Source organism: Mesorhizobium sp. W016, from assembly GCF_054719485.1.
Window position 1 is genome coordinate 361,691 of record NZ_JBTTIF010000002.1, and the last position, 23,657, is coordinate 385,347.

At 62.9% G+C, this 23,657-nt stretch carries 30 protein-coding genes, 1 other RNA gene and 1 pseudogene; 18 read left to right on the plus strand and 14 right to left on the minus strand.

Features of this window, described 5'->3' with window-relative positions; translation table 11 throughout:
• Positions 1 to 10: 10 nt before the first annotated feature.
• From trhA to ACYG9V_RS02145, 5 genes are all read left to right on the plus strand, one after another.
• On the plus strand, positions 11 to 727 hold the full coding sequence (trhA, locus tag ACYG9V_RS02125; protein ID WP_023688947.1) for a PAQR family membrane homeostasis protein TrhA: 717 nt from the start codon (positions 11 to 13) through the stop codon (positions 725 to 727).
• A 179-nt stretch (positions 728 to 906) separates the two neighbouring features.
• The gene (locus tag ACYG9V_RS02130; RefSeq protein ID WP_023668754.1) at positions 907 to 1,932 is read left to right on the plus strand and encodes a MotA/TolQ/ExbB proton channel family protein; all 1,026 of its coding nucleotides are present in this window, start codon (positions 907 to 909) and stop codon (positions 1,930 to 1,932) included.
• A gap of 1 nt (position 1,933) precedes the next feature.
• Positions 1,934 to 2,965 (plus strand): peptidoglycan -binding protein, encoded by a 1,032-nt coding sequence (locus ACYG9V_RS02135; protein WP_023684164.1) that lies wholly within the window; start codon positions 1,934 to 1,936, stop codon positions 2,963 to 2,965.
• Between the two features lie 238 nt (positions 2,966 to 3,203).
• Positions 3,204 to 3,380: a hypothetical protein gene (locus tag ACYG9V_RS02140; protein ID WP_348626115.1), complete on the plus strand. Its 177-nt coding sequence runs from the start codon at positions 3,204 to 3,206 to the stop codon at positions 3,378 to 3,380.
• Between the two features lie 10 nt (positions 3,381 to 3,390).
• Positions 3,391 to 3,594, plus strand: coding sequence for a hypothetical protein (locus ACYG9V_RS02145; protein ID WP_348626114.1), 204 nt, complete (start codon positions 3,391 to 3,393; stop codon positions 3,592 to 3,594).
• Positions 3,595 to 3,706: 112 nt separating this feature from the next.
• On the opposite strand, the gene ACYG9V_RS02150 is transcribed toward ACYG9V_RS02145, so the two are convergent.
• Positions 3,707 to 4,060: a DUF1304 domain-containing protein gene (locus ACYG9V_RS02150; protein WP_023668751.1), complete on the minus strand. Its 354-nt coding sequence runs from the start codon at positions 4,058 to 4,060 to the stop codon at positions 3,707 to 3,709.
• 146 nt (positions 4,061 to 4,206) lie between these two features.
• Here ACYG9V_RS02150 and ACYG9V_RS02155 point away from each other — a divergent pair.
• Positions 4,207 to 5,693, plus strand: a pseudogene (locus ACYG9V_RS02155) (carboxypeptidase M32).
• A 10-nt stretch (positions 5,694 to 5,703) separates the two neighbouring features.
• Here the strand turns inward: ACYG9V_RS02155 and ACYG9V_RS02160 are convergent.
• Positions 5,704 to 7,506: an ABC transporter transmembrane domain-containing protein gene (locus ACYG9V_RS02160; RefSeq protein WP_023668749.1), complete on the minus strand. Its 1,803-nt coding sequence runs from the start codon at positions 7,504 to 7,506 to the stop codon at positions 5,704 to 5,706.
• 204 nt (positions 7,507 to 7,710) lie between these two features.
• Here ACYG9V_RS02160 and rpmE point away from each other — a divergent pair, with 204 nt between their 5' ends.
• On the plus strand, positions 7,711 to 7,932 hold the full coding sequence (gene rpmE, locus ACYG9V_RS02165; protein WP_023668748.1) for a 50S ribosomal protein L31: 222 nt from the start codon (positions 7,711 to 7,713) through the stop codon (positions 7,930 to 7,932).
• 185 nt (positions 7,933 to 8,117) lie between these two features.
• Here rpmE and ACYG9V_RS02170 read toward each other — a convergent pair whose 3' ends face one another.
• On the minus strand, positions 8,118 to 8,759 hold the full coding sequence (locus ACYG9V_RS02170; RefSeq protein ID WP_023684159.1) for a TetR/AcrR family transcriptional regulator: 642 nt from the start codon (positions 8,757 to 8,759) through the stop codon (positions 8,118 to 8,120).
• Positions 8,760 to 8,877: 118 nt separating this feature from the next.
• Here ACYG9V_RS02170 and ACYG9V_RS02175 point away from each other — a divergent pair, with 118 nt between their 5' ends.
• Both ACYG9V_RS02175 and ACYG9V_RS02180 read left to right on the plus strand, forming a co-directional pair.
• Positions 8,878 to 9,705 carry an NAD(P)H-binding protein gene (locus ACYG9V_RS02175; protein WP_023824267.1) on the plus strand — a complete coding sequence of 276 codons (828 nt, stop codon included), beginning with the start codon at positions 8,878 to 8,880 and terminating at the stop codon, positions 9,703 to 9,705.
• A gap of 1 nt (position 9,706) precedes the next feature.
• On the plus strand, positions 9,707 to 10,183 hold the full coding sequence (locus tag ACYG9V_RS02180) for an anthrone oxygenase family protein (protein ID WP_023824268.1): 477 nt from the start codon (positions 9,707 to 9,709) through the stop codon (positions 10,181 to 10,183).
• Positions 10,184 to 10,216: 33 nt separating this feature from the next.
• Here ACYG9V_RS02180 and ACYG9V_RS02185 read toward each other — a convergent pair whose 3' ends face one another.
• The 4 genes from ACYG9V_RS02185 to ACYG9V_RS02200 all read right to left on the minus strand — a co-directional run bounded on the left by ACYG9V_RS02185 (position 10,217) and on the right by ACYG9V_RS02200 (position 12,648).
• Positions 10,217 to 10,528 (minus strand): Rdx family protein, encoded by a 312-nt coding sequence (locus ACYG9V_RS02185; protein ID WP_023824269.1) that lies wholly within the window; start codon positions 10,526 to 10,528, stop codon positions 10,217 to 10,219.
• The gene (locus ACYG9V_RS02190; RefSeq protein ID WP_023700267.1) at positions 10,525 to 11,313 is read right to left on the minus strand and encodes an RDD family protein; all 789 of its coding nucleotides are present in this window, start codon (positions 11,311 to 11,313) and stop codon (positions 10,525 to 10,527) included. Before ACYG9V_RS02190 ends, ACYG9V_RS02185 begins: the two co-directional genes overlap by 4 nt.
• Before the next feature lie 81 nt (positions 11,314 to 11,394).
• Positions 11,395 to 12,144, minus strand: coding sequence for a YebC/PmpR family DNA-binding transcriptional regulator (locus tag ACYG9V_RS02195; protein ID WP_023668740.1), 750 nt, complete (start codon positions 12,142 to 12,144; stop codon positions 11,395 to 11,397).
• 180 nt (positions 12,145 to 12,324) lie between these two features.
• Positions 12,325 to 12,648 (minus strand): ArsR/SmtB family transcription factor, encoded by a 324-nt coding sequence (locus ACYG9V_RS02200; RefSeq protein WP_023668739.1) that lies wholly within the window; start codon positions 12,646 to 12,648, stop codon positions 12,325 to 12,327.
• Positions 12,649 to 12,698: 50 nt separating this feature from the next.
• On the opposite strand from ACYG9V_RS02200, the gene ACYG9V_RS02205 reads away from it, so the two are divergent.
• Genes ACYG9V_RS02205 through ACYG9V_RS02215 form a run of 3 tightly spaced genes read left to right on the plus strand, consistent with a single transcriptional unit; the run spans position 12,699 to position 14,076 of the window.
• Positions 12,699 to 13,181 carry an SRPBCC domain-containing protein gene (locus ACYG9V_RS02205; protein WP_023668738.1) on the plus strand — a complete coding sequence of 161 codons (483 nt, stop codon included), beginning with the start codon at positions 12,699 to 12,701 and terminating at the stop codon, positions 13,179 to 13,181.
• 20 nt (positions 13,182 to 13,201) lie between these two features.
• Positions 13,202 to 13,564 (plus strand): VOC family protein, encoded by a 363-nt coding sequence (locus tag ACYG9V_RS02210; RefSeq protein ID WP_023700266.1) that lies wholly within the window; start codon positions 13,202 to 13,204, stop codon positions 13,562 to 13,564.
• A gap of 29 nt (positions 13,565 to 13,593) precedes the next feature.
• Entirely contained in the window at positions 13,594 to 14,076 is a 483-nt protein-coding gene (locus ACYG9V_RS02215) for an SRPBCC family protein (RefSeq protein WP_023698429.1), read from the plus strand.
• A gap of 21 nt (positions 14,077 to 14,097) precedes the next feature.
• Here ACYG9V_RS02215 and ACYG9V_RS02220 read toward each other — a convergent pair whose 3' ends face one another.
• The 6 genes from ACYG9V_RS02220 to ssrS form a co-directional block, all read right to left on the minus strand.
• Entirely contained in the window at positions 14,098 to 14,859 is a 762-nt protein-coding gene (locus tag ACYG9V_RS02220; protein WP_352765351.1) for a TerC family protein, read from the minus strand.
• Positions 14,860 to 14,932: 73 nt separating this feature from the next.
• The gene (locus ACYG9V_RS02225) at positions 14,933 to 15,757 is read right to left on the minus strand and encodes a TIGR00282 family metallophosphoesterase (RefSeq protein ID WP_023668734.1); all 825 of its coding nucleotides are present in this window, start codon (positions 15,755 to 15,757) and stop codon (positions 14,933 to 14,935) included.
• Positions 15,758 to 15,813: 56 nt separating this feature from the next.
• A complete protein-coding gene (locus tag ACYG9V_RS02230) occupies positions 15,814 to 16,212 on the minus strand; it encodes a DUF3592 domain-containing protein (protein ID WP_023824271.1) in 399 nt (132 codons plus the stop codon).
• Positions 16,209 to 16,352: a hypothetical protein gene (locus tag ACYG9V_RS02235; RefSeq protein WP_023824272.1), complete on the minus strand. Its 144-nt coding sequence runs from the start codon at positions 16,350 to 16,352 to the stop codon at positions 16,209 to 16,211. Before ACYG9V_RS02235 ends, ACYG9V_RS02230 begins: the two co-directional genes overlap by 4 nt.
• 70 nt (positions 16,353 to 16,422) lie before the next feature.
• Positions 16,423 to 17,007, minus strand: coding sequence for a 5-formyltetrahydrofolate cyclo-ligase (locus ACYG9V_RS02240; RefSeq protein ID WP_023698428.1), 585 nt, complete (start codon positions 17,005 to 17,007; stop codon positions 16,423 to 16,425).
• Positions 17,008 to 17,099: 92 nt separating this feature from the next.
• Positions 17,100 to 17,255, minus strand: a non-coding RNA gene (gene ssrS, locus ACYG9V_RS02245) — 6S RNA.
• 149 nt (positions 17,256 to 17,404) lie between these two features.
• Here ssrS and ACYG9V_RS02250 point away from each other — a divergent pair.
• Positions 17,405 to 18,244, plus strand: coding sequence for an AAA family ATPase (locus ACYG9V_RS02250; RefSeq protein WP_023806577.1), 840 nt, complete (start codon positions 17,405 to 17,407; stop codon positions 18,242 to 18,244).
• Positions 18,245 to 18,287: 43 nt separating this feature from the next.
• Here ACYG9V_RS02250 and ACYG9V_RS02255 read toward each other — a convergent pair whose 3' ends face one another.
• Positions 18,288 to 19,826 carry an MFS transporter gene (locus ACYG9V_RS02255; protein WP_352765353.1) on the minus strand — a complete coding sequence of 513 codons (1,539 nt, stop codon included), beginning with the start codon at positions 19,824 to 19,826 and terminating at the stop codon, positions 18,288 to 18,290.
• A gap of 142 nt (positions 19,827 to 19,968) precedes the next feature.
• On the opposite strand from ACYG9V_RS02255, the gene ACYG9V_RS02260 reads away from it, so the two are divergent.
• The 5 genes from ACYG9V_RS02260 to ACYG9V_RS02280 are packed head-to-tail and all read left to right on the plus strand — an operon-like array spanning position 19,969 to position 23,647.
• On the plus strand, positions 19,969 to 20,832 hold the full coding sequence (locus ACYG9V_RS02260) for a LysR family transcriptional regulator (protein WP_023698426.1): 864 nt from the start codon (positions 19,969 to 19,971) through the stop codon (positions 20,830 to 20,832).
• A 58-nt stretch (positions 20,833 to 20,890) separates the two neighbouring features.
• A complete protein-coding gene (locus ACYG9V_RS02265) occupies positions 20,891 to 21,337 on the plus strand; it encodes a GNAT family N-acetyltransferase (RefSeq protein WP_023716049.1) in 447 nt (148 codons plus the stop codon).
• 35 nt (positions 21,338 to 21,372) lie between these two features.
• Positions 21,373 to 21,633, plus strand: a complete 261-nt coding sequence (locus tag ACYG9V_RS02270) for a type II toxin-antitoxin system HicB family antitoxin (protein ID WP_050485875.1) — start codon at positions 21,373 to 21,375, stop codon at positions 21,631 to 21,633.
• Between the two features lie 9 nt (positions 21,634 to 21,642).
• Positions 21,643 to 22,833, plus strand: a complete 1,191-nt coding sequence (locus tag ACYG9V_RS02275; RefSeq protein WP_352444851.1) for a vWA domain-containing protein — start codon at positions 21,643 to 21,645, stop codon at positions 22,831 to 22,833.
• Between the two features lie 16 nt (positions 22,834 to 22,849).
• Complete coding sequence (locus ACYG9V_RS02280) at positions 22,850 to 23,647, plus strand: MBL fold metallo-hydrolase (protein WP_023668726.1); 798 nt, start codon at positions 22,850 to 22,852, stop codon at positions 23,645 to 23,647.
• Positions 23,648 to 23,657: the final 10 nt, after the last annotated feature.

Below are 23,657 nucleotides of genomic sequence, written 5' to 3' on the forward strand. Positions count from 1 at the left end.
AGGATTTTTTATGACGAGCATACCTTCACTATCCTCGCGAGAAGCGCAGCCAGACCAGCCAGTTGAAATCCCTTATGTCGGGCGTTGGCACTACTCGCGTGCGGAGATGATCGCCGATGGCATCGTCCATGCGGTCGGCATCGTGCTGGCGATAGCAGCCGGCTCGGCCTTGCTGGCACTGGCCGCCTTCCATGCCGGTCCCGGCGAATACATCGCCGCCGCCTTCTTTGTGGTGTCGCTGCTGACTGTGCTGTCGATTTCGCTGACCTACAATCTGTGGCCGGTGACGTCGCCGGCGAAGTGGATCTTGCGGCGCTTCGATCATGCGGCGATCTACCTCCTGATCGCCGCGACCTACACGCCCTTTCTGGCCCAGCTCGACGGCTCGCCGCTGGCGCTGCCGATGATTGTCCTTGTCTGGACCGCTGCTTTGACCGGCATTGCCATGAAAGTGTTCCTGCCCGGCCGCTTCGATCGTCTGGCCATTGTCTTCTATCTCGCCATCGGCTGGAGCGGCGTCGTCCTGGTCAAGCCGCTGGTGGCGACGTTGCCGACGACCTCGATCGCGCTGATTGTCGCCGGCGGCATCGTGTACTCCTGCGGCGTCATCTTCTTCGCCTGGAAACGCCTGCGCTTTCACAATGCCCTCTGGCACGGCTTTGTCGTCACCGGCGCCGGGCTGCATCTTGCCGCCATGGTCGACTGCCTGGTCGTCAACCGCCTCTGAACGGCGTGGTGCGGCCCGACAGTCGGGCAATATTGCCAAGCGCCATTCAATTTGGTCACAATTCCGTTTAGAGTCGCGAATTACGTGATCGGCGGCACTGGAGCGGTTCCAGGGAAGTATGAGCGGCTTCCCGTTCGGAATTGCGTCAAGGCAAATAGAGCATCGGAAACGGGGCACGGATGGCTTTTCTCAGATCCTTCGGCGTGGGCAGGCGTTCTGATGTCCTGATGTACGATCCGCACAAACTGTCGAGCCCGCAGGTCTTCCTCCTGACCATGGTCATCTTCCTGGTCATCGTCGCCTTCATCGCCGCCATCCTCACCCGCCAGATCTCGACCGCTTTCGGGAGCAATCCCGGCCTCAATGGCCTCATCGTCGGCGTCCTTGTGGTCGGCATCCTGCTCGCCTTCGCCCAGGTCGGACGACTGTTTCGCGAAGTGCGCTGGGTCAATTCCTTCCGCGCCGGTTCCGAAACCACCGAGCCGGTGCTGCTGGCTCCGATGAAGGCGATGATCGGCCGCTCCTCGACGGTCGCCTTCTCGACGTCTTCGATGCGCACCATGCTGGATTCGATCGCCACCCGCCTCGACGAAAGCCGCGACACCTCGCGCTATCTCGTCGGGTTGCTGGTGTTCCTCGGTCTGCTCGGCACCTTCTGGGGCCTGCTCAACACCATCGGCTCGATCCGCGAAACCATCGAATCGCTCGATCCCGGCACCGGCGACGCCGCCGCCGTGCTCGATTCGCTGAAGCAGGGGCTGTCGGCGCCGCTGGCCGGCATGGGTACGGCCTTTTCGTCCTCGCTGTTCGGCCTTTCCGGGTCGCTGGTGCTAGGCTTCCTCGACCTGCAGGCCGGCCGCGCGCAGACCCGCTTCTATACCGAGCTTGAAAACTGGCTCTCCTCGGTCACCGATCTCTCCTCCGACATCGCCGTCGCCGACCCGGCCAAGACTGAATCCTCCGACGAGATCCGGGTCCTGTCGGAACGGCTGCGCAGCATGCAGGAAAGCGGCGGCGGCTCCAATCCGCGCGTCGCCACCGCCATGGCCAATCTCGCCGACGGCATTTCCGGACTGGTCAAGAACATGCGCTCCGAGCAGCAGATCATGCGCGACTGGGTCGAGGCCCAATCGGACGAGCAGAAGGCGATGCGCAACACGCTGGAAAAGATCGCCGACGCGCTGAAGAAACCCGGGGTCCACTAGCATGGCTCTCGCCAGGGGCCGGCGCACCGATCGCCGGATCGACTATTGGCCGGGCTTCGTCGACGCGCTGTCGACGCTGCTGCTCGCCATCATGTTCCTGCTCACCGTTTTCGTGCTGGCGCAGTTCCTGCTCGGACGCGAACTCTCCGGCAAAGATACGGCGCTCACGCGCCTCAACTCGCAGATCAACGAACTGACGCAGTTGCTGGCGCTGGAGCGCTCGAGCGCGCAGGACAAGGACGATTCGCTGGCCAATCTGCAGGCGTCGCTGTCGGCCGCCGAAGCTGAGAAGAGCCGGCTCGAGCAGCTGCTGGCACAAGGTGCCGGCGCCGGCGACGCCGCCACCCAGCGCGCCGCGGAACTCGGCGGCGAACTCGACAGCCAGCGCCAGATCAGCCAGCAGGCGCTGAGCCAGGTCGAGATCCTGAACCAGCAGATCGCAGCACTGCGCAAGCAGATCGGCGCGCTCGAGGACGCCCTCAATGTGTCCGAAACGCGCGACCGCGATTCCAACACCAAGATCGCCGATCTCGGCCGTCGGCTCAACGTCGCGCTGGCGCAGCGCGTGCAGGAGCTGAACCGCTATCGCTCCGACTTCTTCGGCCGCCTGCGCGAAATCCTCGCCGACCGCGAGAACATCCGCATCGTCGGCGACCGCTTCGTCTTCCAGTCGGAAGTTCTGTTCCCGACCGGGTCGGAAGTGATCAACGATGCCGGCAAAGTCGAGATGAAGAAGCTCGCCGATGCCATCATCGAGTTGCAAAAGGAAATCCCGCCCGAGATCAACTGGGTGCTGCGCGTCGACGGCCACACCGACAACAAGCCGCTGTCCGGCGCCGGCCGCTATCGCGACAATTGGGAATTGTCGACGGCGCGTTCGACCTCGGTGGTCAAGTTCCTGATCGAGAACGGCGTGCCCGCCAACCGGCTGGTTGCGGCCGGCTTCGGCGAATTCCAGCCGCTCGACCCCGCCGACACCGAAGACGCCCGCAACAAGAACCGACGCATTGAACTGAAGCTCACCGAACGGTGATTTTCAGTCACGCGAAATGTTTGCCGGCTCAACTCTAGGGCGCAACGCCAGGTCGGCAAGGCCTGAAAACATTATCTTTCTTTAATTACACTTCGCGTTTCCGGGCTCCTACTTTGACGCGCAGGGCCGAGAACCGCCGGCGATGCCTCCCATCGCGACGCGACGGAACCGGACGGCCCGCTTCCGGAAGGCGGAGCGAAAGCGCTTGCCCCTTCCATAGCAGGAGGAGACGCACATCATGCGCTCTTTGAAGACTCTCAGGACCGCAACCCTCACGACACTTCTGATCACTGTTCCACTCGCCGGCGCCTATGCCGCCGGACATCACAAGGGCGCCCTCGACGCCAGCGACCCGATCGACATGACCGGTCCGCGCGTGACCGGCCTGATCGAGCAGGTGCGGGGCGTCGAATAGGGCATCACGGATGCGCGCGAGACGAAGGGCATCTCGACCTCGGAAGCAGTGGCTGCATCTGCGTGCTGCGCATATCGGCCAGGCCGCCGAACGGGTCGCCGCTTCGGACCATGGCCGGATCCCGGCCGCGCAATATCACGATCTGCTGCGCCGCCTCGACAATGTCGATCAGAGGCTGATGTCCGACACCGGCAGCGGCTTCAATGATCGGTGATGGCTCCGACGGCGGAAATTATCCGAACGGCTGAGATCCGCTCTGATATCTCCAGGAATGAGGAAGGGACTGTCTGACGCCCCCGGATCTGGCTCCGAGGGCGTCTTTTTTGTCACCAGCCCAGCCACAGCGCAGCGAGGGCCAGCACCGCCGGCACGGTCTGAATATAGAGGATCTTCCGGCTGGCAGTCGCCGCGCCATAGAGGCCGGCGACGGCGATGCAAAGCAGGAAGAACACCTTGATCTGGAATCCCGCCGCGCCGAGATAGAGGCCCCAGATCAGCCCGGCGGCAAGGAAGCCGTTGTAGAGCCCCTGATTGGCGGCGAGCACCTTCGATGCGCTGGCGAAGTCCGGCTTGAGGTTGAACGCCCTGTGCCCGCGCGGTGTGTCCCACGCCACCATCTCCAGATAGACGATAAAGAGGTGGATCAGGGCCACCAGCCCGACCAGGATATTGCCGATCATCTTAGTCTCCCCTCCATGGCGGTGTTCCACCGTCAGCCAGCATTCCACGCACCAGCTCACCGGCGCAAGCTGCATAGCCACCTTTGAGGGTTGCCAATCCTGGCGCGTTGGTATCTTTTCCCGCGGTCCAAAACGCGGAACCTGTCATGTCTTTTCAGAAGCTCGATGATCTCGGCCACAAGCTCGAAGCGCTGGAACATGCGCTCGCTATCCTCGGCGCCGACGAGGCGACTCACATGGCTGTCGGCGGCGGCGAGAAGCGCGCCGAAGCCATGTCGTCCCTGGCCGGGATGCTGCATATCAGGGCAACGGCGCCGGAGATCGCCGACTGGCTCGCCGCCGCCGAACAGGAGGCGCTCAACGAGGAGCAGCAGGCGGCGGTCCGCGAACTGCGTCGCCAATACACCAACCTGACCTGCCTGCCGGTCGAATTCGTCGAGCGCCAGACGGTGGCGCGTATGCGCTCCGAGCAGCTCTGGCGCGACCTGCGCGCCAAGAATGACTGGGCAGGCTTCCTGCCGGCGCTCGAAGGTGTCATCGCGCTGGTGCGCGAGGAAGCCGCTTTGCGCGCCGACGCGCTCGGCCTCGATCCCTACGACGCACTGATGGAGCAATACGATCCTGGCAACCGCGCCGCCGACATCACGCCGGTGTTCACCGAGCTGAAGACATTCCTGAAGGGCTTCGTGCCGGAAGCCCTGGCCGCGCAGGAAGCGCGCCTGGCCAGGCATCCCGTGAAGCCGCTCTCCGGCAGCTATGCGATCGACCGGCAGCGCGAGCTTGGTCTCGCCATGATGGCTTCGGTCGGCTTCGACCTCACCCACGGTTCTCTGTCCGTATCGCACCATCCCTTCTGCGGCGGCGTGCCGAGCGACGTGCGCATCACCACCCGCTACAAAACGTCCGATTTCCTGTCGGCTTTGATGGGCGTGCTGCACGAGACCGGCCACGCGCTCTACGAGCAGAACCTGCCGAAGGCCTGGGCGCACTGGCCGCTCGGCAAGGCGCGCGGCATGGCGGTGCATGAAAGCCAGAGCCTGTTCGTCGAAAAGCAGATCGGCCGCAACCCCGAATTCTGGCGCTGGGCGCTGCCGGTGGTGGAAAAGCATCTCGGCGAGGCCTGGTCGCTGGACGACATCCTGCCGCATGTGCACCGGGTCGAGCGCGGCCTGATCCGCGTCGACGCCGACGAGGTCACCACCCGCTGCATGTCATCCTGCGCTACGAGTTGGAGCAGGAGCTGGTCTCGGGGCGGCTGCAGGCGGCCGACCTGCCCGAAGCGTGGGACGCCAAGATACGGGAGTATCTTGGCCTTTCGACCATCGACAACCCAGCCGACGGACCGATGCAGGACGTGCATTGGCCAGGCGCCGCCTTCGGCTATTTCCCGTCCTATACGCTGGGCGCCATGATGGCGGCGCAGCAATGGGCTGCGCTGACGCGCGACCATCCTTCAGCCGACAGCGATCTCGCCAGGGGCAATTTCGCCGCCATCAATGACTGGCGCCGCGACAATATCTGGTCGCAGGGATCGCGCTGGTCGACGCCCGAACTGCTTGAGCGCGCCACGGGCGAGAAACTGAATGCCGCGCATTTCACCGAGCATCTCCGCAAGCGGTATGGTCCCGCCTGATTGCGGGTTGCTACTCCGCGGCACCCCTGAAGGCGCTTGCTCCGGTTTCGAACTGCAGCTTGGCCAGCCTTGCATAGATGCCGCCCTTGGCGACCAGGCTCTGGTGCGTGCCTTCCTCGACGATGCGGCCGCCATCCATGACCAGGATGCGGTCGGCCTTCAGCACGGTCGCCAGCCGGTGGGCGATGACGATGGTGGTGCGGCCCTGCATCAGCCGTTCCAGCGCCGTCTGCACCAGCGTTTCGCTTTCGGCGTCGAGCGCCGACGTGGCCTCGTCGAGCAGCAGGATCGGCGCGTCGCGCAGGATGGCGCGGGCGATCGCCACGCGCTGGCGCTGGCCGCCGGACAAGGTGACGCCGCGCTCGCCGACCTGGCTGTCGTAGCCCTTGTCGAGCCTGAGGATGAACTCGTCGGCCAGCGCGTCCCTGGCGGCGGCCTCGATCTCGGCATTCGTCGCGCCCGGCCGGCCAAAGCCGATATTGTCGCGCGCGCTTGCCGCAAAGATGGTGACATCCTGCGGCACGATCGCAATGCGCTCCCGCACTTCAGCCGGATCGGCTTCGCGCACGTCGACGCCGTCAATGGCGATGCGGCCGGTTTCTGGATCGTAGAAGCGCAGGATCAGCGAAAAGACGGTGCTCTTTCCGGCGCCCGACGGGCCGACGATCGCCACCGTCTCGCCGGGCTTGACCTGAAAACTCAAGCCGTGGACGGCGGCACGGTCCGGCCTTGCCGGGTAGGAGAAGGAGACGTCGTCGAAGCTGATCGCGCCTGTCGCCTTGGCGGGCAGCGGCAGCGGATTGGCCGGCGGTTGAATCGCCGGCGTCTCGTCGAGTATCTCGGTCAGCCTTTCGGCCGCACCCGCCGCCTGGGCAAGCTCGCCCCAGACTTCCGACAGTGCGCCCAGCGCGCCTGCGGCAAACACGGAGTAAAGCAGGAACTGGCCGAGCGTACCGGGCGACATCGTGCCGGCAAGCACGTCACGCGAGCCGAACCACAACACCGCCACGACCGAGGAAAAGATCATGAAGATGGCAAAGAAGGTGAGCAGCGAGCGGGAGAAGATCGACGAGCGCGCCGCTTGGAAGGCGGCTTCCACCGCGGCCGAGAACCGCCCGGTGACCAGCGTCTCGTTGGTGAACGCCTGCAGCGTGCGCACCGCGCCGATCTGCTCGCTGGCATAGGCGGTCGCTTGCGCCAGCGTGTCCTGCGCCTGCCGTGACCGGCGCCTCACCGAACGGCCGAACGCGACCAGCGGCAGCACGATGAGCGGAATGGCCGCGATCACCAGGCCCGACAGTTTCGGGCTGGTGACGACCATCATCGCCACCGCGCCAAGGCCGAGGATGACGTTGCGCAACGCCACGGAGGCGGTGGCGCCGACGGCGGATTTCACCTGCGTGGTGTCGGCGGCAAGCCGCGAGACGATCTCGCCCGACTGGGCGGTGTCGAAGAAGGACGGCGAAAGCGTCGTGACATGCGAAAACACGTCGCTGCGGATGTCGGCAACGACCCGCTCGCCGAGCGTGATGACGAAGTAGTAGCGTCCGGCCGATGCCGCCGCCAGAATGGCTGCCATCGCCACCAAAGCGGCGAAATATTCGGCGATGAAGACGGTGCCGGAAGCGCTGAAACCGTGGTCGATCATGCGCCGCACGGCCAGCGGCAGCGCCAGCGTCGTCGCTGCGGCGATGGCGAGCGAAATGAGGGCGCCTATGACCAGTTTGCGGTAGCGGAATATGTAGGGATATAGGCGCCTGAGCGGCCCGAGCGAGCGCCTGCGCCCGTCTTGCTCGCCGCTGATGTCCGCCATGACCGTTTCCTCTGGCCGCTCCAGGTGGGCGCGTTCAATATGCGCCTGCCGTGGCCTTGTGATTCAATTCCGGCTGATGTATAGGCTCGCCGACCGTTTTAGAAGCCGTGGCTTTTCAATAGCTGCGGCTTCGAGTTTTAAAAAGGGGCGCATCGACGCAGGCCGCGGGCCCGTCTGTAGCGCCGCAAGCCAGGAAGCACGACAATGAAGGCCGATATCCATCCCGACTACCACACCATCAAGGTCGTCATGACCGATGGCACCGAATACTCGACCCGTTCGACCTGGGGCAAGGAAGGCGATACGATGAACCTCGATATCGACCCGACCACGCACCCGGCCTGGACCGGCGGCCAGCAGACCCTGCTCGACCGCGGCGGCCGCCTGTCGAAGTTCAAGAAGCGCTTCGAAGGCTTCGGCCTCTAAAGTTTACCTGTATCGCTGAATCAAGAACCCGCCTTTGTGGCGGGTTTTTTTGTTGCCGCCAAAGTCAGTCGCTTCGAGCTAACGCGCCGATACCTCCCGCTTGTGGGGAGGTCGCCCAGGGTCGGGTGCGGTCCGACGCCTCCACCCTGCTGCTTCGAAGCGACCCTTCCCAGAGTGGTGCGAGCCTACCCGTCCACCAATTCCCGCAGCGCCATGCGCTTGTAGGCGGCGACCAGCCTGTCGCCCTCCTGCCGGTCGACCGAGATCGCCAGCCGCACGGCAGCCTCGCCCATCTGCCAGACCAGAAACGCTGTGGTCTCCAGCGCCACCGGATCGGCGCCGGGATGCAGCCGCTTCAGCACCATCGTCAGGAATTCGGCATTCGCCCGGCTGTCGGCGAGTTCGAGCTGGCGCAGCGCCTTGTCGGCCTGGGTGCCCGACCAGATGTCGCGCATCACCGGCTCGGCCAGGAACAGCTGATAGTAGATATCCACCAGCTCCGAAAACGCCTGCCGCAGGCCCTCGGCGTCGACGACATCCTTGAGCGCCGAGGAGATGCAGGCCTGGCTTTCGGCGGTGTAGCGCTCGGCCAGCGCCCAGACGATCGCCCGCTTGTCGGGAAAGAACTGGTAGAGCGAGCCGATCGACACCGCGGCCCGTTCCGCCACCTCGCCCATGCGCATGGCGTCGCTGCCTTGCTCGGCAATCAGCGCCGAGGCTGCGGCCAGCATGCGCTCGACCCGCTCGCGGCTGCGCTGCTGGGTGGGCGCCCGTCGCGGCGATGCGACCTGCTCCTGGGCAGATGCGGGCGTTGCTGTGTCTTCCATGACGGCCTCCGGTCTCGACAAAATCTGCCAACAGACGGCTTGACTCCCAAAATACGAGGGTTTATCACGTTTTGCAAATGTGAGGATTACTCATATTTGTAAACAGAGGAAAACCACAATGACCGACACCAAACCAGTCCTGATCCTCGGTGGCACTGGCAAGGCCGGCCGTCGCCTCGCCGAGCGGCTGACCTCACAGGGCATTCCCGTGCGCATCGGCTCGCGTTCCGGCAGCCCCCGCTTCGACTGGGAGGTTCCGGCGACCTGGGAGCCTGCCATGCTGGGCGTGGGCGCCGTCTACATCAGTTACTATCCCGACATCGCCGTGCCGGGCGCCGCCGAGACCGTCGGCGCCTTCGCCAGGCTTGCGGTGGCAAATGGCGTCACCCGCATGGTGCTGCTCTCCGGCCGCGGCGAGACCGAAGCCCAGCGCGCCGAAGAGATGGTCAAAGCCTCGGGCGCTGACTGGACGATCCTGCGTTGCGCTTGGTTTTCGCAGAATTTCAGCGAAGGTTTTCTCGTCGAGTCCTTGCGGCAGGGCGAAGTGGCTTTGCCTGTCGGCCCTGTTGGCGAGCCCTTCGTCGATGTCGACGACATCGCCGATGCTGCCTTCGTTGCGCTGACCGAACCGGGCCATGTCGGCCAGCTCTATGAGTTGACCGGGCCGCGGCTGCTAAGCTTCGCCGACGCGGTTGCCGAGATCGCCAAGGCGACCGGCCGCGACATCCGCTATATCAAGATCTCGCATGACGAATTCACCGCCGCGACGGCGGCATACGAACTGCCGCCCGAAATCGCCTGGCTGCTCAACGAGCTGTTCACCGAAGTGCTTGACGGCCGCAACGAGACGCTGACCGACGGCGTCCAGCGTGTGCTCGGCCGCGCGCCGAAAGACTTTTCCGCCTACGCAAATGAAACCGCTGCAACCGGCATCTGGAGCAACTGAGATGATCAAGCTTCTTCCCACCCTCACCATCATCGCCGCCATCGGCTCGGGCGTCGTCGGCGGCGTGTTCTTCGCCTTTTCCAACTTTATCATGTCGGCGCTTGCCCGGCTGCCGGTCCCCCAAGGCATCGCAGCGATGAATTCGATCAACATCACGGTGATCACGCCCACCTTCATGACGGCGCTGTTCGGCACCGGCGTGCTCTGTCTGGTGCTTATCGCCGCCGTTCTCATGGGGTGGAGCCAGTCCGGCTCATACTGGCTGCTTGCCGGCGCCGTGATCTATTTGATCGGCAACCCGATCGTGACCATGGTCTTCAATGTGCCGCTCAACGATGCGCTCGCCGCCGTCGACCCGGCCAGCGCCAATGGCGCAGCCGTGTGGGCGAACCATCTGAATCAATGGGTGATGTGGAACCACGTCCGCACCATCACCGCCATCGTGTCGATGGCCTGCTTCATGTTCGCATTGCTCTGAAAAATGACACTTCGCAAACGCAAGGACCTCGCCTCAAGCGGGGTCCTTTTGCGTGTGACCCTTGCGGTCGGAATGACCGAGATCGCGGCCCGGATCGATGACGTCGCGCACCAGCTGCTTGAGCTTGGCGGCATCGGGAAAGCCGCCGTCGCGCTTGCGGTCCCAGACCAGCACATCGTTGCAGGAAACGGTGAAGATGCCGTCTGTGCCCGGCACCAGCGTCACTTCACCAAGATCCGTGCCGAAGGTGGAGAGCAGTTCCTGCGCCATCCAGCCGGCCCGCAACAGCCACTGGCACTGCGTGCAATAGGTGATGACCACGCGGGGCCTCTCCGGCACACTCATGTCTGGGCCTCCTGTATGCGCACCGTGGTATTTGCGAATCGATCGTGTATCGGGTCGTCGCCCAGAGCTATGGATATCGCAATCCAGACCGGCCAGATCAGCACCAAAACGAGGGCAGCGGATGCAACCACTATTTCCAGGCTGGAGTAATCCTGCACGCCACCGGGAGCGGTGCCCCAAGCCTGAAAAGCATACCAGCTTCCCGTCAGGACGATCGGTAATGCGCCGAGAAACTTGATAAGTTGCCGCCGAACAGCCTTTCTCGCCGGCAGGCCGACCCTATGTCTGTCGTCCTCATCATGTACAGTGAGCTCCGTGAGCCGCTTGCCGATTGATTGGCCGGACTTCAACTCCATAATGAGGAGATAAGACGCCAGAGCGATCAGCTCGAGGAAACCCAGGTCCAATGCTGCAGGCCTGAAATTCCCTTGCGAATCCAGATCGATCGAGATGGAGGAGGTTTCTCCAGGCTTTGAGCCCGGCGCCGTACCCACGCTCCATATGGCGACCGGCAAACCGAGTACTGATGTTCTACACACCTGCCAATCATAACGGGCAAGTGTCGGGGCACCGTGAACCGTACCCTCCTGGCATAGTTTCCAGTTCAGCCAAAAGCTGCCTTTTACGCCACCGTTGGTCAGCAGAAATAGAGCCCCTACGAGCAAATAGAGGGCGATCAGGATTACAAGGTAGTCGATGAGTGCAGCGAGAAACCGTCGCCATATGCCGGGCCGGCGAGGCCAGGCCACCGCATCGGCAAAACTTGCCTCTTTATAGTCGGTCATCGGCCCCCCCTGATAACTGACTAATCTATAGGCAGGCCGCCGTCATACAGCAATATTCGCATCCGACTGTATTGCACGGACCTACGCCGCGCTGAGCTTGGCCATGGTCTCGTCGTCGACCTCGAAATTGGCGTAGACGCTCTGCACGTCGTCATCGTCCTCGAGCGTTGCCACCAGTTTCATCAGCGATTGCGCCCGCTCTTCGTCGACCGGGACATTGTTCTGCGGCTGCCAGATCGGCTTCACCGATTCGGCCTCGCCAAGCGAGGCTTCCAGCGCCTTAGACACTTCGCCCATACTCTCGAACGCACAGTAGATGGTGTGGCCTTCCTCGTCGGACTCGACGTCATCGGCGCCGGCCTCGATCGCCGCGTCCATCACCTTGTCGGCGCTGCCGGCGGAGGCCGGATAGTAAATCTCGCCGGCGCGGTTCCACATGAACGACACCGAGCCGGTTTCACCAAGCGCACCCCCGGCTTTGGTGAAGGCGGCGCGCACGTTCGAGGCCGAGCGGTTGCGGTTGTCGGTCAGCGCCTCGACGATCAGCGCCACGCCGCCTGGCCCATAGCCTTCATAGCGCACCGCTTCGTAATTCTCGGCATCGCCCATCGATGCCTTGTTGATGGCGCGCTGGATGTTGTCCTTCGGCATCGACACCGCCTTGGCGTTCTGAATGGCCAGGCGCAAACGCGGGTTCATCGACGGATCCGGTGTTCCGCTCTTGGCGGCGACGGTGATTTCGCGCGCCAGCTTGGAAAACATTTTCGACCGCACCGCGTCTTGCCGGCCCTTGCGGTGCATGATGTTCTTGAACTGTGAATGGCCGGCCATGGCACCCCTGTCGTCTTCGGCTAGAGCATCCCGAAGCGAGGTGGTCTCACCTCGTCCTCCCGGGTACTCGAATTCAAATTTTCAGAGCCGTCCAAGGTGCAACGCGATGGATGCACGGCGTTCTCTGTCGGAATGGCCGGCTTATAGATAAATCGGCTCAATTCGTCCAGCCGCGCCGGTTCAGCCCTCCAGATCGGACTTCAGCCGGTCGATAATGCTGAGCGCATGGCCGGCATACTGGCTGATCCAGCGGTCGTGGATGTGCTTGATCGGCAGCGCGTTGAGATGGTTCCAGCGCTCTCGCCCTTGGCGCTTTGCCACCACCAGTTCGGCTTCTTCCAGCACCTTGAGATGCAGCATGACGGTGCAGCGATCGATGTCGGGAAACGCCTCGCACAACATGCCGGTCGTCTGCGGCGCATCCTTCAGCCGATCCAGCAATTCGCGACGGCGCGGATGCGCCAACGCCTTGAAAACGTGATCGTCTGCGGTTTGGCTTGACATGTTATGTTTCTATAACATATCGTCGAGCCAATCAAGGAGGAGCTGTGGATATGTCTCTTGGATTCAGAGTTTCCGGGCGCATCGGCAAACCGGTCGCCGAAGTCTTCGACGCCGTCGTCAATCCCAAAAAGCTGAGTGGCTATTTCACCACCATCGGCGGCGCCAGCGCGCCGCTGAAGGCCGGCACCGGGGTGGTCTGGTGGGGCAAGGTGCCCGTCGAAGTCGATGAGGTGATCAAGGACCGCCATATCGTGCTGCGCTGGGATGCCACCGATGCCGAAGGCAAGCCCGCCTACAAGACACGCATCGAGATGAACTTCGAGCCGCTGGACGATGGCGGCACCCTTGTGACCATTGCTGAATCCGGCTGGCCGGAAGGCGTGGTCGGCCTGCAGAAATCCTACCTCAATTGCGAGGGCTGGTCGCAGATGCTGGCCTGCATGAAGGCCTATGTCGAATACGGCATCAATCTGCGCGACGGCTACTACCGCGGCGAGATGAGGGGCGAGCCGGCCAACGAGACAAACAGATGAACAGCGCAACGGAGCCCGCAATGACCGCGAAAATGACAGGTGGAATCAACATCGCCATGAAAGTCCCGTCACATCAGTACGAGGCGACGATCGCCTTCTATCGCGACGTCGTCGGCTTGAATCCATTCACCGCCAAGACGCCGGCCATCGGCTTCGAGCTTGGCCCAAACCGTCTGTGGATCGACGAGGCGCCGATGCTGAGCCAGGCCGAAGTCTGGCTTGAGCTTTTCACCGACAATTCTGCAGCCATTGCGGATCATCTCGCCAAGGCCGGCGTCGTCCGTTGCGACGCGGTCGAGCCCCTGGGCGAAGGCTTTCGCGGCTTCTGGATCGCCAACCCGGCCAGCATCGTTCACATGGTGCGCGAGCCTGACGCCTGGTGAGCGCAAACCGGACAAGGAAAGGAGCATCGATGGAAATTCACAAAACGCCGACTGCCGAAGCTGGCATGCTGATCAGGCGGCCGGTCGCCGAGGTCTTCGAGGCGATCGTCGACCCGGCCATCACCACGAAATTCTGGTTTACCCACAGTAGCGGCCGGCTGGATAGCCGCAAAGAGGTTCGCTGGGAGTGGCGCATGTACGGGGCCTCGGCGATGGTCAATGTCAGCGAGATCGTCGAGAACAAGAAGATCGTCATGCAATGGAGCGATCCGCCGACCACTGTGGTCTGGACATTCACGGAGATGCCCGGCGCCGAAACGCCTGACGGTGCGACCTTTCTTGAGGTCAGCAATTTTGGCTTCGCCGGCACCGCCGACGAGCAGGTCAAGCAGGCGGTCGGCTCGACCGACGGCTTCGCACTGGTTCTTGCCGGCGCAAAGGCATGGCTGGAACAGGGCCTGTCGCTTGGCCTGATCGGCGACCGTTATCCGAAGGGCGTGCCGGGGCGCTAGGATCGCCCCGATCGCCCAGCCTCAATGCCCACCGCTGGATTTCTTCCTTCGCCGCGCCAGCATGTTGAGGCCCTCGACCAGGGCGGAAAAGCCCATCGCGGCGTAGATGTAGCCCTTCGGCACATGATAGCCCATGCCGTCGGCGATCAGCGTCATGCCGATCATCAGCAGGAAGCCCAGCGCCAGCATGACGATGCTCGGGTTCTTGGCGATGAAATTGGCCAGCGGCCCGGCCGCCAGCATCATCACGCTCACCGCCATGATCACGGCGATGTACATGATGGCAATCTCGTCGGTCATGCCGACGGCGGTGATGATCGAATCGATCGAAAAGACGAGATCGAGCAGCAGGATCTGGAAGATGGCGCCGGCAAGCGAGATCTGCAGCGTCTCGCCCATCATCGTATCCTTGTGGTCGTCGGGATCGACGGTGTGGTGGATTTCCTTGGTCGCCTTCCAGACCAGGAACAGGCCGCCGGCAATCAGGATCAGGTCGCGCCAGGAAAAGCCATGGCCGAACGCTGTGAACACCGGCGTCGTCAGCTGCACGATGATGGAGATGGTTGCGAGCAGCACCAGCCGCATGATCAGCGCCGCCGAGATGCCGAGACGGCGGGCGCGGGCGCGCTGCGCCTCAGGCAATTTGTTGGTCAGGATCGAGATGAAGATCAGATTGTCGATGCCGAGCACGACCTCGAGGACGATCAGCGTCAGCAACGCGACCCACGCGGTTGGATCGGAAACAAATTGAAAATGCGGCGCAAAGAACTCGATCAGCTGCATGGAGGTCGTCCCCTCTTTAACGATCTAGAGCAGTTTCGTCGCCAGTTAGGTACTTTACTCGACTATATCAATGTCAAGACCAGAAGGATGGCGCGGTTTCTTCGAGCCGCGGCCCGCGACGAAAAGGCGCGATCTTCTCGGTCAGGCCGGTGCGGTCGGAAATAGTGACGCCGACGCCGCACAATGTCGCCGGTCCGGTCGCCGCCTCGAAGCGGCCTTTCGGCACTTTCGACAGGAAGCGGTTGAGCGGCTCTTCCTTGTCCATGCCGAGCGAGGAATCATAGTCGCCGCACATGCCGGCATCGGACATGTAGCCGGTGCCGCCGTTGAGGATCTGGTGGTCGGCCGTCGGCTGGTGCGTATGGGTGCCGATGACGAGGCTGGCGCGGCCGTCGACGAAATGCGCGAAGCACATTTTCTCCGAGGTCGCTTCGGCATGGAAGTCGATGACCACGGCATCGGCCTGCTCGCCCAGCGGACAGGCGGCCAGCTCGCGCTCGCCGGCCTGGAACGGATCGTCGAGCTCGGGATGCATGAACACCCGGCCCATGATGTTGGCGACCAGCACGCGCGCGCCGTTTTTGGCGATATAGACGCCGGAACCGCGCCCCGGCGTGCCCTTGGGGAAGTTGGACGGGCGCAAGAAGCGCTCCTCGCGCGGCGCGAAGACCAGTGCGTCGCGCTGGTCCCAGACATGGTTGCCGGTGGTGACGACATCCGCACCGGCGGCGATGGTGTCGCGAAAAATGTCTTCGGTGATGCCGAAGCCGCCGGCGGCGTTCTCGCCATTGACGATGACGAAGTCGAGTTTGAAATCCGAGATCAGGCCGGGCAGTTGTTCCCACACCGCCGTACGTCCCGATTTGCCCACCATGTCGCCGAGGAAGAGAAGTCTCATGCCCACTTCTATCCAGAGGCACGGACGCTAGGCAAGCGCTACCCGGGCGATTGGCGCTAACGCCGGCCGAAAGTACCACGCTGCTGTTGAGGCGGCTTGGCGCTCGCGCCCGCAACGCGAACTGCCGAAGGCATCATCGGTGACGCCGGCGGTGCGGTGCGTCCGCGCAGCCAGAAGAACCACACGTAAAAAACAGTGAACCCACCAGTAGCGGCCAGGAGCAACAGCCCGCCGCGCCAGCCCTTCATCGCCGCGGTATCGAGGATCGATGGATTGGCAGGGTTGTAATACAACTTCACCGCGTCGCCTTTGGACGCCGTGTAGAGGCCGATGTCCTTTCCCTTGCCGGACCACGTCATCGGTGCATCGTTCGCGACATAGGTGACAGCGACGTTGATGCCTTTCGCGGTGAGGCCATTACCCTGGGCTTCGCTGTAGGAACTGACATCCGTCACTGTGGCAACCGTCTGATGCAGGCGAACTGGTGGTGCAGGGCCGTTCCGGAAATGTGCAATGCCATCGCGAACAGCGTTACCGCGATGAGGACGAACGGCATCAGCAGGAAGCGTGCGAAGACAAACATGATGGCCGCCATCGGCTCGGACTGTGTTGCCGGAATACTATCCGGCACGTCTTGGAAACGCGTTAAGCGGGATCGCGGTCTTTTAAGCGATGTCGAAGCGGCGCAAACCGCTCTCGGTGAGTATTTCCGGGATGATGACGTCGTGCGCCTCATCCGGCACCAGACCCACCTCCTGGCAATCGAAAGCGATGCCGATCAGTCGTGGCGGCTGGCCCTTGTCGATCAGCCTGGCGATGGCGCGGTCGTAATAGCCGGCGCCATACCCGATGCGATGGCCGCGGCTGTCGAAGGCCGCGAGCGGCACCAGCATCACCGCGGGATCGAGAACCTCGGCCTCCGCATGCGGACCGACCGTGCCAAAACCCATCTCGACCATCGGCGCGCCGCGCACCAGTTCGCGAAAGACGATGGTGGTCTTGTCGAGGATGGCCGGCAGGCAAAGCCTGGCCCCGTTCTCGCGCAAGGCGAACATCAGCGGCCTGACGTCGACTTCCGATCGCATCGGCCAGAAAGCTGAAACGATCTGACCCGGCTCGATGGCGAGGTGGTCGCGCGCCGTCTCGGCCATTTCAAGCGCGATCTCCACCCGCCACAGCGGATCGAGCGCATCGCGACGGCCGAGTGCCTCGAGGCGCAACTGCTTTTTCAGGTCTTTGGGAGATGTCATGCGCGGACGATAGAAAAGGTCGGATCTGGGTGACGTTTCATGAGCGACGTTTTCTACCACATCATCCGCCAAACTGGGCGGATAGAGGTAAGTGACGATCCACACAACCGGTGGAGAGAGCGATCCCGGGAACCTACAAAGTAGGTGGGCGCCGTATGAGAAAACCCACGGGTCTTCCCAGGGACAGCTCCCTAAGGATCGTTAAGGCCCCGGGGAAAATGTTCTCCTGCCGGGAAGCGCAGACCGCCAAGCCCAATATAGGCGGCTGGTCGGTCAAGCGCTAGTGACATGAGCCGATGTTTCCATTTCGATCTCACACGCTTTGGTCGCAGCCGGCTCGCCCTTGCACAGGTCAAGCAGCGTCCTTACGCTCGCGCTGACCAACCGAGGAGCAAGTATGCGTTTCGAAGGCACGGCGGCCTATGTCGCCGACAAGGATCTGATGGTGGCGGTGAACGCCGCGATCGCGCTGGAGCGGCCGTTGCTGGTCAAGGGCGAGCCGGGCACCGGCAAGACCGAGCTTGCCCGCCAGGTGGCATCGGCGCTCGGCCTCGACCTGATCGAATGGCACGTCAAGTCGACCACCCGTGCGCAGCAGGGACTGTATGAATATGATGCTGTCTCGCGGCTGCGCGACAGCCAGCTCGGCGATGCCAGGTTCAACGACATCAAAAACTACATCAAGCGCGGCAAGCTCTGGGACGCCTTCGCGGCCGGTAAGAAGGTCGTGCTGTTGATCGACGAGATCGACAAGGCCGATATCGAATTCCCCAACGACCTGCTGCAGGAACTCGATCGGATGGAGTTCTTCGTCTACGAAACCGGCGAAACGATCCGCGCCGCTGTGCGCCCCATCGTCATCATCACTTCCAACAATGAGAAGGAACTGCCCGACGCCTTCCTGCGCCGGTGCTTCTTCCACTACATCCGCTTTCCCGATGTCGACACGCTGCACAAAATCGTCGACGTGCACTATCCCGGCATAAAGCAGAATTTGGTGCGTGCTGCCCTGACCCAGTTCTACGAGATCCGCGACGTGCAGGGGTTGAAGAAGAAGCCGTCGACCTCCGAGGCGCTCGACTGGATCCGCCTGCTGGTCGCCGACGACATCGCACCCGAGGATCTGCGCGCCGACCCCAGGAACGCGCTGCCGAAACTGCACGGCGCGCTGCTGAAGAACGAGCAGGACGTGCATCTGTTTGAGCGCCTTGCTTTCATGGCCAGGCGGCAGGGATAAGGATCGTCGGGCGGGCTGAGCGCTATGAGCGGGCTTCGGCCGATCACTCGGCCGCCGCAAGCCCTGTCTCCTGCGGCGCGACGCGCTTCGGCCCGAAGATGACGAAGCCGATGACCGACAGGGCGAGAACGCCGATCCCGCAATAGAGCATGACCCAGCCGAAACCGTTGACCAGGGCGGCATGCACGATGGCGCCGGATGGGTCGAGGGCTGCGAGCTTCGGCGTCCCCTGCGCAAGGCCCTCCAGATTGCCGGTGGCGACCCTTTCCGCCAGTGCCCGCAACTCATCCGGCTCCAAAGCCGCGCCGAGTGTGGCCCGCAGGTGGGAAACGATACCTTGCGTCAGCAGCAGGCCGAGCACCGCGATGTTGATGGCAAGCGTGATCAGGCGTGCGCTGATGTCGATGCCGGACGCCATGCCGGCACGATCCGGCGATACCGCGCCGGTCGTGGTATTGGTGGTCGGCGAATTGGTGAGACCGATGCCGATGCCGGCAATCAGCGTGCTGGGCAGCATGGTCAGCCAGGTCGCGCCCTCGAGCCCGGAGCCGATCCACATGGCGATGAAACCGATCCCTAGCGTCAGCAGACCGAGCGGGATGGCAATTCGCGCCTGACAGCGCGCGCGCAGGCGCTCGGCGATCGGCGGCATCACCATGAAGGGCAGCGTGTAGACGAGCAACAGCAGGCCGGTCGTCGTGCTGTCGTAGCCGAGAACGCCGGAATAATAGATCGGCAGATAGATGATGAACGGCCAGTAGCTGAAATTCATGCCGATGGCGCCCATGATCGCGCCGGAAAACTGGCGGATGCGGAACACGGCGAAATCGAACATCGGATAGGGATTGACCCTCTCGGCGACAAGGAAAGCGATGAACGCAGCCACGGAGGCTGATATCACGCCGATGCGGGCGCTGGTCCCGAGATCCGCACCCTGCGTGATCAGATAGGAGAAGCCGAACACAGAAGCCGACAGCGTCAGCATGCCGGCCCAGTCGAGCTTCTGGGCGTTGTGATCGCGCGATTGCGTGACACCGGCGCCGATAAAGGCGAGCGCCAGGAGCGCCAGCGGCACGTGGATGAGGAACACCCATTGCCAGTTCGACAGCGCCACGATCAAGCCACCGATGGCGGGACCGAAACCAAGCCCGATGCCTGAGACGACGCTCCAGGCAACAAAAGCCTTGCCGCGTTCGCGGCCGTCCTGGAACTGGTGAGACAGCACGGCGACGCTGCAGGTCAGCATCGCGCCGCCGGCGAGGCCTTGCAGGAAGCGGGCGGCGATCAGCAGCGCCGCACTCGGCGCCAGGCCGCACAGCAGCGAGGCGAGGCCGAAGGCGACGGTGGTGATCACCATCACGCTCTTGCGGCCGAAACGGTCGGCCAATGTCCCCGTCGCCATCAGCACTGTCGTGCAGGCGATGGTGTAGGCATTCATGATCCACTGCAAATCCCTGAAATTGGCGGCGAGCACGCTTTCCAGTTTCGGCAGGATCACCGGCACGCTGGAGATTTCGAGCCCGAACAAGAGCGACGCCAGGCACACGCCGGTGAGCGCGATGGTGTTTCGTTGAATTGGCATATCGATCTCTTTCCATCCGAGCATGAGGCGCTCTTCAAACCGCGACCAGTTTGAGATAGAGGAGACTCGACCATGAAAAAAGGCTATGCTCGGCTATATCAGAAATGACAAAACGGAATGATCGGCCCAATGGAGTGCTGCGATGACCAGTCTTGATGTGGACGCCGTACGAACCTTTGTGATGGTGGCCGATCTGCAGAGCTTCACCCAGGCGGCATCGGCGCTGGGCAGCACGCAGGCGACGATCAGCGTCAAGCTGCGCCGCCTTGAGGAGAAGCTCGGCGCGCGATTGATTGAAAGAACGCCGCGCCGCGTCAGCCTGTCGGCACGAGGCGCCGTCTTCCTCCCCGCCGCGCGTGACTTCCTTGCCGCGCACGAGCGCGCCATGGCGGAGTTTGCGTCAGCACCGTGCCGGCTTGCGCTCGGCTTTGTCGATCATGCCGCCGGTCCGGCGCTGTCCATTCTGATTGCCCAGCTCCATGCGCACGATCCATCGCTGACGCTCAGTTTGAGGATCGATACCAGCACGGTGCTCAAGGAAGCTTTCGATCACGGCGAGCTCGATGCAGTCATCGTGCACCGCGAAGGCGACAGCCGTCCTGGCCGGACCTTGTCGCGCAACCACTATGGCTGGTTCGCAGCACCTTCCTTCGAGTGGCAGCGCGGAACGCCGTTGCGCCTCGCGCTCTTAAGCACCGTGTGCAACTGTCCGGATCGTGTGCGGGCGGTCGAGGCGCTGGACAAAGCAGGCATCGCCTGGGAGGAGGCCTTCGTCGGCGGCGGCGGCGCGGCCGTCAACATTGCGATATCGGCGGGCTTTGCCGTTTCGGCGCTGGCTCACTGCGTCGCTCCGCCCGGCCTGATCGAGGTTGGCCGCAAACTTGGTCTTCCATCGCTTGACCCTTCCGAAGTGGTGCTGCATTCGCACAATCTGGCGCCGCGCGCGCGTGACGCGCTGCAGATGCTGGCGACCGCATTTCGCGAGTACAATTCGCCGGTGGATTAGGCGATGGTGTTTCCGATCTGATTCCGCCGGAATCCGATAAGGCTTTGGAGGAACCGAAATGACCGAGATCACCGTCCGCCCGCTGGCGCTGGCCGACCATGCCGACTGGCGGCGGCTGTGGACTGCCTACCTCACCTTCTACGAGACCAAGCTGCCGGACGAGGTCTACGACATCACCTGGAAACGACTGTTCACGGAAGGTGAATTCGAACCGAAGGGGTTTATCGCCACGCTCGACGGCAAGGCGGTCGGCCTGACCCATTTTCTCTATCACCGCTCCGGCTGGTCGGAGAAAAACAACTGCTACCTGCAGGACCTGTTCGCCGACCCTGATGTGCGCGGCAAGGGCATCGGTGCGGCCCTCATTGAAGCGGTCAAGCAGGCAGCCGGCAAGATCGGCGTCAAGAACGTCTATTGGATGACCCACGAAACCAACGCCACAGCGCGCAAGCTCTACGACCATGTCGCGCGGCGGACAGGGTTTATCGAGTATGATCTGCTATGATGCGAGCGCGATCGAAATAACGCGGAAGGAGCCGAATGATCCGCTATGTCGGAATCCTGGATGGCAGTGACGGCGTTTGGGGAGTGCGGATGCCCGATCTCGCCGGCTGCCACGGGGCCGGCGCAAACCCGGCTGAAGCGATAGCCGATGCCGCGTCGGCTATGCGCGAATGGGCGGAAGCCCGCATCGCAAAGCACTTGCCCATGCCCAACCCACGTACCGTGGCAAATCTTCTGCAATCCGGCGAAATCGACAGTGCCCGTGGCGACTCCGCCGTGACCGTTCGGCATAGATAACGGCCAACCATGTTCCTCCCCTTCTTTCTCGAACTAAAGGCCGCGCGGGTTCCCGTTTCGCTCAGGGAATATCTGTCGCTGCTGGAAGGGCTGGAGGCCGGGCTGGTCGACTATGACGTCCAGGGTTTTTACTACCTCGCCCGCGCCGCGCTTGTGAAGGACGAACGCCATATCGACCGCTTCGACCAGGTGTTTACGCATGTCTTCAAGGGGATCGAGGCGCTCACCGGCCCCGATGCCGTCGGTGTCGCCAACATCCCTGAGGAATGGCTGCGCCGGCTCGCCGAAAAGCACCTGACCGAGGAAGAGAAGAAACTGATCGAGGCGCTCGGCGGTTTCGACAAGCTGATGGAGACACTGAAGCAGCGGCTGGAGGAGCAGAAAGGCCGCCACCAGGGCGGCTCGAAATGGATCGGTACCGGCGGCACCTCGCCTTTCGGCGCCTATGGCTACAATCCCGAAGGCGTGCGCATCGGCCAGCATGAAAGCCGAAATCGCCGTGCGGTGAAAGTCTGGGACGAGCGCGAGTTCAAAAATTTCGACGACGCCGTCGAGCTCGGCACCCGCAACATCAAGGTGGCGCTGAAGCGCCTGCGCCGCTGGGTGCGCGAGGGTGCGGAGGAAGTGTTCGACCTGCCCGGCACCATCCATGCCACCGCCGAGCACGGCTATCTCGATGTGCAGACGCGCCCCGAACGGCGCAACGCCGTGAAGCTCTTGATGTTCTTCGATGTCGGCGGCTCGATGGACGACCACATCAAAAGCGTCGAGGAGCTGTTTTCGGCCGCCCGCGCCGAATTCCGCCAGCTCGAATATTTTTACTTCCACAACTGCGTTTACGAGGGCGTCTGGAAGGACAACCGGCGCAGGCATGCCGAGACCATCCCGACCTTCGATCTGCTTCACAAATACGGCCCCGACTACAAGGTGATCGTCGTCGGCGATGCCTCGATGAGCCCTTACGAGATCGCGCATCCCGGCGGTTCGGTCGAGCATTGGAATCCGGAAGCCGGCAGTGTCTGGCTTGGCCGCCTCATCCAGCAATGGCCGAATGCGGTCTGGCTGAACCCCGAAAACCAGAAAAACTGGGGCTTCACCCATTCGATCGCGATGATCCGCGATCTCTTCGGCGGCCGCATGTTCCCACTGACGCTGGCCGGGTTGGAAGCCGCGACGAAGCAGCTCTCACGCAAGCATTGATATGAGAGGAAAACCGATGACCTGCTTTCTTTGCCCGCAATGCGGCGTCCAGTTCGCGGCAACGCAGACCCCTCCAGAAAATTGCCCGATCTGCGAGGACGAGCGGCAATATGTGCGCTGGGAAGGCCAGGCCTGGATCACTGGGGAAGAACTCTCTGCCGGGCATAGGCTTGTGATGAAGGACGATGCCGGCGTTCTCGCTTTCGGCATCGAGCCGCGCTTTGCTATCGGCCAGCGGGCGCTGCTGGCGCAGACGCCGCACGGCAATGTGCTGTGGGATTGCATCTCGATGGTGAGCGACGAGGCGGTAGCCGAAATCAACCGTCGCGGCGGCCTGGCCGCGATCGCCATTTCGCACTGCCACTATTATTCGGTGATGGTCGAGTGGAGCGAGGCGTTTGGCGGCGTGCCGATCTATCTCCATGCCGACGACCGCCAGTGGATCATGCGGCCGCACAACGCCATCGTCAGCTGGGCGGGCGAGACGCTGGCCATAAACCCGTCGCTGACACTCGTGCGTTGCGGTGGCCATTTTGCCGGCGGCCAGGTGCTGCATTGGAAACGCGATGGCGGTAACGCCCTGCTGTCCGGCGACATATTGCAGGTGACGCCGACGCGTCGCCATGTCAGCTTCATGTACAGCTATCCGAACTACATTCCGCTCAATGCGCCGGCCGTGCGACGCATCGCGGCGGCACTTGAGCCTTTCGAATTCGACGACATCTACGGCGCGTGGTGGCAGCAGAACATCATCGGCGGCGCAAGAACGGCATTTCATGCGTCGATCGCCCGCTATCTTCAGGCGATTGGGTAGGAGCTCGGCT

Bases quoted from the DNA above. Each gene is read 5' to 3' on its own strand.
- ACYG9V_RS02200 (WP_023668739.1), bottom strand. From the start codon at position 12,648: ATGTCAAGCCAAACCGCAGACGATCACGTTTTCAAGGCGTTGGCGCAT.
- ACYG9V_RS02195 (WP_023668740.1), bottom strand. From the start codon at position 12,144: ATGGCCGGCCATTCACAGTTCAAGAACATCATGCACCGCAAGGGCCGG.
- ACYG9V_RS02130 (WP_023668754.1), top strand. From the start codon at position 907: ATGGCTTTTCTCAGATCCTTCGGCGTGGGCAGGCGTTCTGATGTCCTG.
- ACYG9V_RS02135 (WP_023684164.1), top strand. From the start codon at position 1,934: ATGGCTCTCGCCAGGGGCCGGCGCACCGATCGCCGGATCGACTATTGG.
- ACYG9V_RS02185 (WP_023824269.1), bottom strand. From the start codon at position 10,528: ATGAGTGTGCCGGAGAGGCCCCGCGTGGTCATCACCTATTGCACGCAG.
- ACYG9V_RS02235 (WP_023824272.1), bottom strand. From the start codon at position 16,352: ATGGCGGCCATCATGTTTGTCTTCGCACGCTTCCTGCTGATGCCGTTC.
- ACYG9V_RS02140 (WP_348626115.1), top strand. From the start codon at position 3,204: ATGCGCTCTTTGAAGACTCTCAGGACCGCAACCCTCACGACACTTCTG.
- ACYG9V_RS02260 (WP_023698426.1), top strand. From the start codon at position 19,969: ATGACCAGTCTTGATGTGGACGCCGTACGAACCTTTGTGATGGTGGCC.
- ACYG9V_RS02160 (WP_023668749.1), bottom strand. From the start codon at position 7,506: ATGGCGGACATCAGCGGCGAGCAAGACGGGCGCAGGCGCTCGCTCGGG.
- ACYG9V_RS02220 (WP_352765351.1), bottom strand. From the start codon at position 14,859: ATGCAGCTGATCGAGTTCTTTGCGCCGCATTTTCAATTTGTTTCCGAT.
- ACYG9V_RS02225 (WP_023668734.1), bottom strand. From the start codon at position 15,757: ATGAGACTTCTCTTCCTCGGCGACATGGTGGGCAAATCGGGACGTACG.
- ACYG9V_RS02250 (WP_023806577.1), top strand. From the start codon at position 17,405: ATGCGTTTCGAAGGCACGGCGGCCTATGTCGCCGACAAGGATCTGATG.
- ACYG9V_RS02170 (WP_023684159.1), bottom strand. From the start codon at position 8,759: ATGGAAGACACAGCAACGCCCGCATCTGCCCAGGAGCAGGTCGCATCG.
- rpmE (WP_023668748.1), top strand. From the start codon at position 7,711: ATGAAGGCCGATATCCATCCCGACTACCACACCATCAAGGTCGTCATG.
- ACYG9V_RS02270 (WP_050485875.1), top strand. From the start codon at position 21,373: ATGATCCGCTATGTCGGAATCCTGGATGGCAGTGACGGCGTTTGGGGA.
- trhA (WP_023688947.1), top strand. From the start codon at position 11: ATGACGAGCATACCTTCACTATCCTCGCGAGAAGCGCAGCCAGACCAG.
- ACYG9V_RS02180 (WP_023824268.1), top strand. From the start codon at position 9,707: ATGATCAAGCTTCTTCCCACCCTCACCATCATCGCCGCCATCGGCTCG.
- ACYG9V_RS02265 (WP_023716049.1), top strand. From the start codon at position 20,891: ATGACCGAGATCACCGTCCGCCCGCTGGCGCTGGCCGACCATGCCGAC.
- ACYG9V_RS02255 (WP_352765353.1), bottom strand. From the start codon at position 19,826: ATGCCAATTCAACGAAACACCATCGCGCTCACCGGCGTGTGCCTGGCG.
- ACYG9V_RS02145 (WP_348626114.1), top strand. From the start codon at position 3,391: ATGCGCGCGAGACGAAGGGCATCTCGACCTCGGAAGCAGTGGCTGCAT.
- ACYG9V_RS02275 (WP_352444851.1), top strand. From the start codon at position 21,643: ATGTTCCTCCCCTTCTTTCTCGAACTAAAGGCCGCGCGGGTTCCCGTT.
- ACYG9V_RS02215 (WP_023698429.1), top strand. From the start codon at position 13,594: ATGGAAATTCACAAAACGCCGACTGCCGAAGCTGGCATGCTGATCAGG.
- ACYG9V_RS02175 (WP_023824267.1), top strand. From the start codon at position 8,878: ATGACCGACACCAAACCAGTCCTGATCCTCGGTGGCACTGGCAAGGCC.
- ACYG9V_RS02150 (WP_023668751.1), bottom strand. From the start codon at position 4,060: ATGATCGGCAATATCCTGGTCGGGCTGGTGGCCCTGATCCACCTCTTT.
- ACYG9V_RS02240 (WP_023698428.1), bottom strand. From the start codon at position 17,007: ATGACATCTCCCAAAGACCTGAAAAAGCAGTTGCGCCTCGAGGCACTC.
- ACYG9V_RS02205 (WP_023668738.1), top strand. From the start codon at position 12,699: ATGTCTCTTGGATTCAGAGTTTCCGGGCGCATCGGCAAACCGGTCGCC.
- ACYG9V_RS02280 (WP_023668726.1), top strand. From the start codon at position 22,850: ATGACCTGCTTTCTTTGCCCGCAATGCGGCGTCCAGTTCGCGGCAACG.
- ACYG9V_RS02210 (WP_023700266.1), top strand. From the start codon at position 13,202: ATGACCGCGAAAATGACAGGTGGAATCAACATCGCCATGAAAGTCCCG.
- ACYG9V_RS02190 (WP_023700267.1), bottom strand. From the start codon at position 11,313: ATGACCGACTATAAAGAGGCAAGTTTTGCCGATGCGGTGGCCTGGCCT.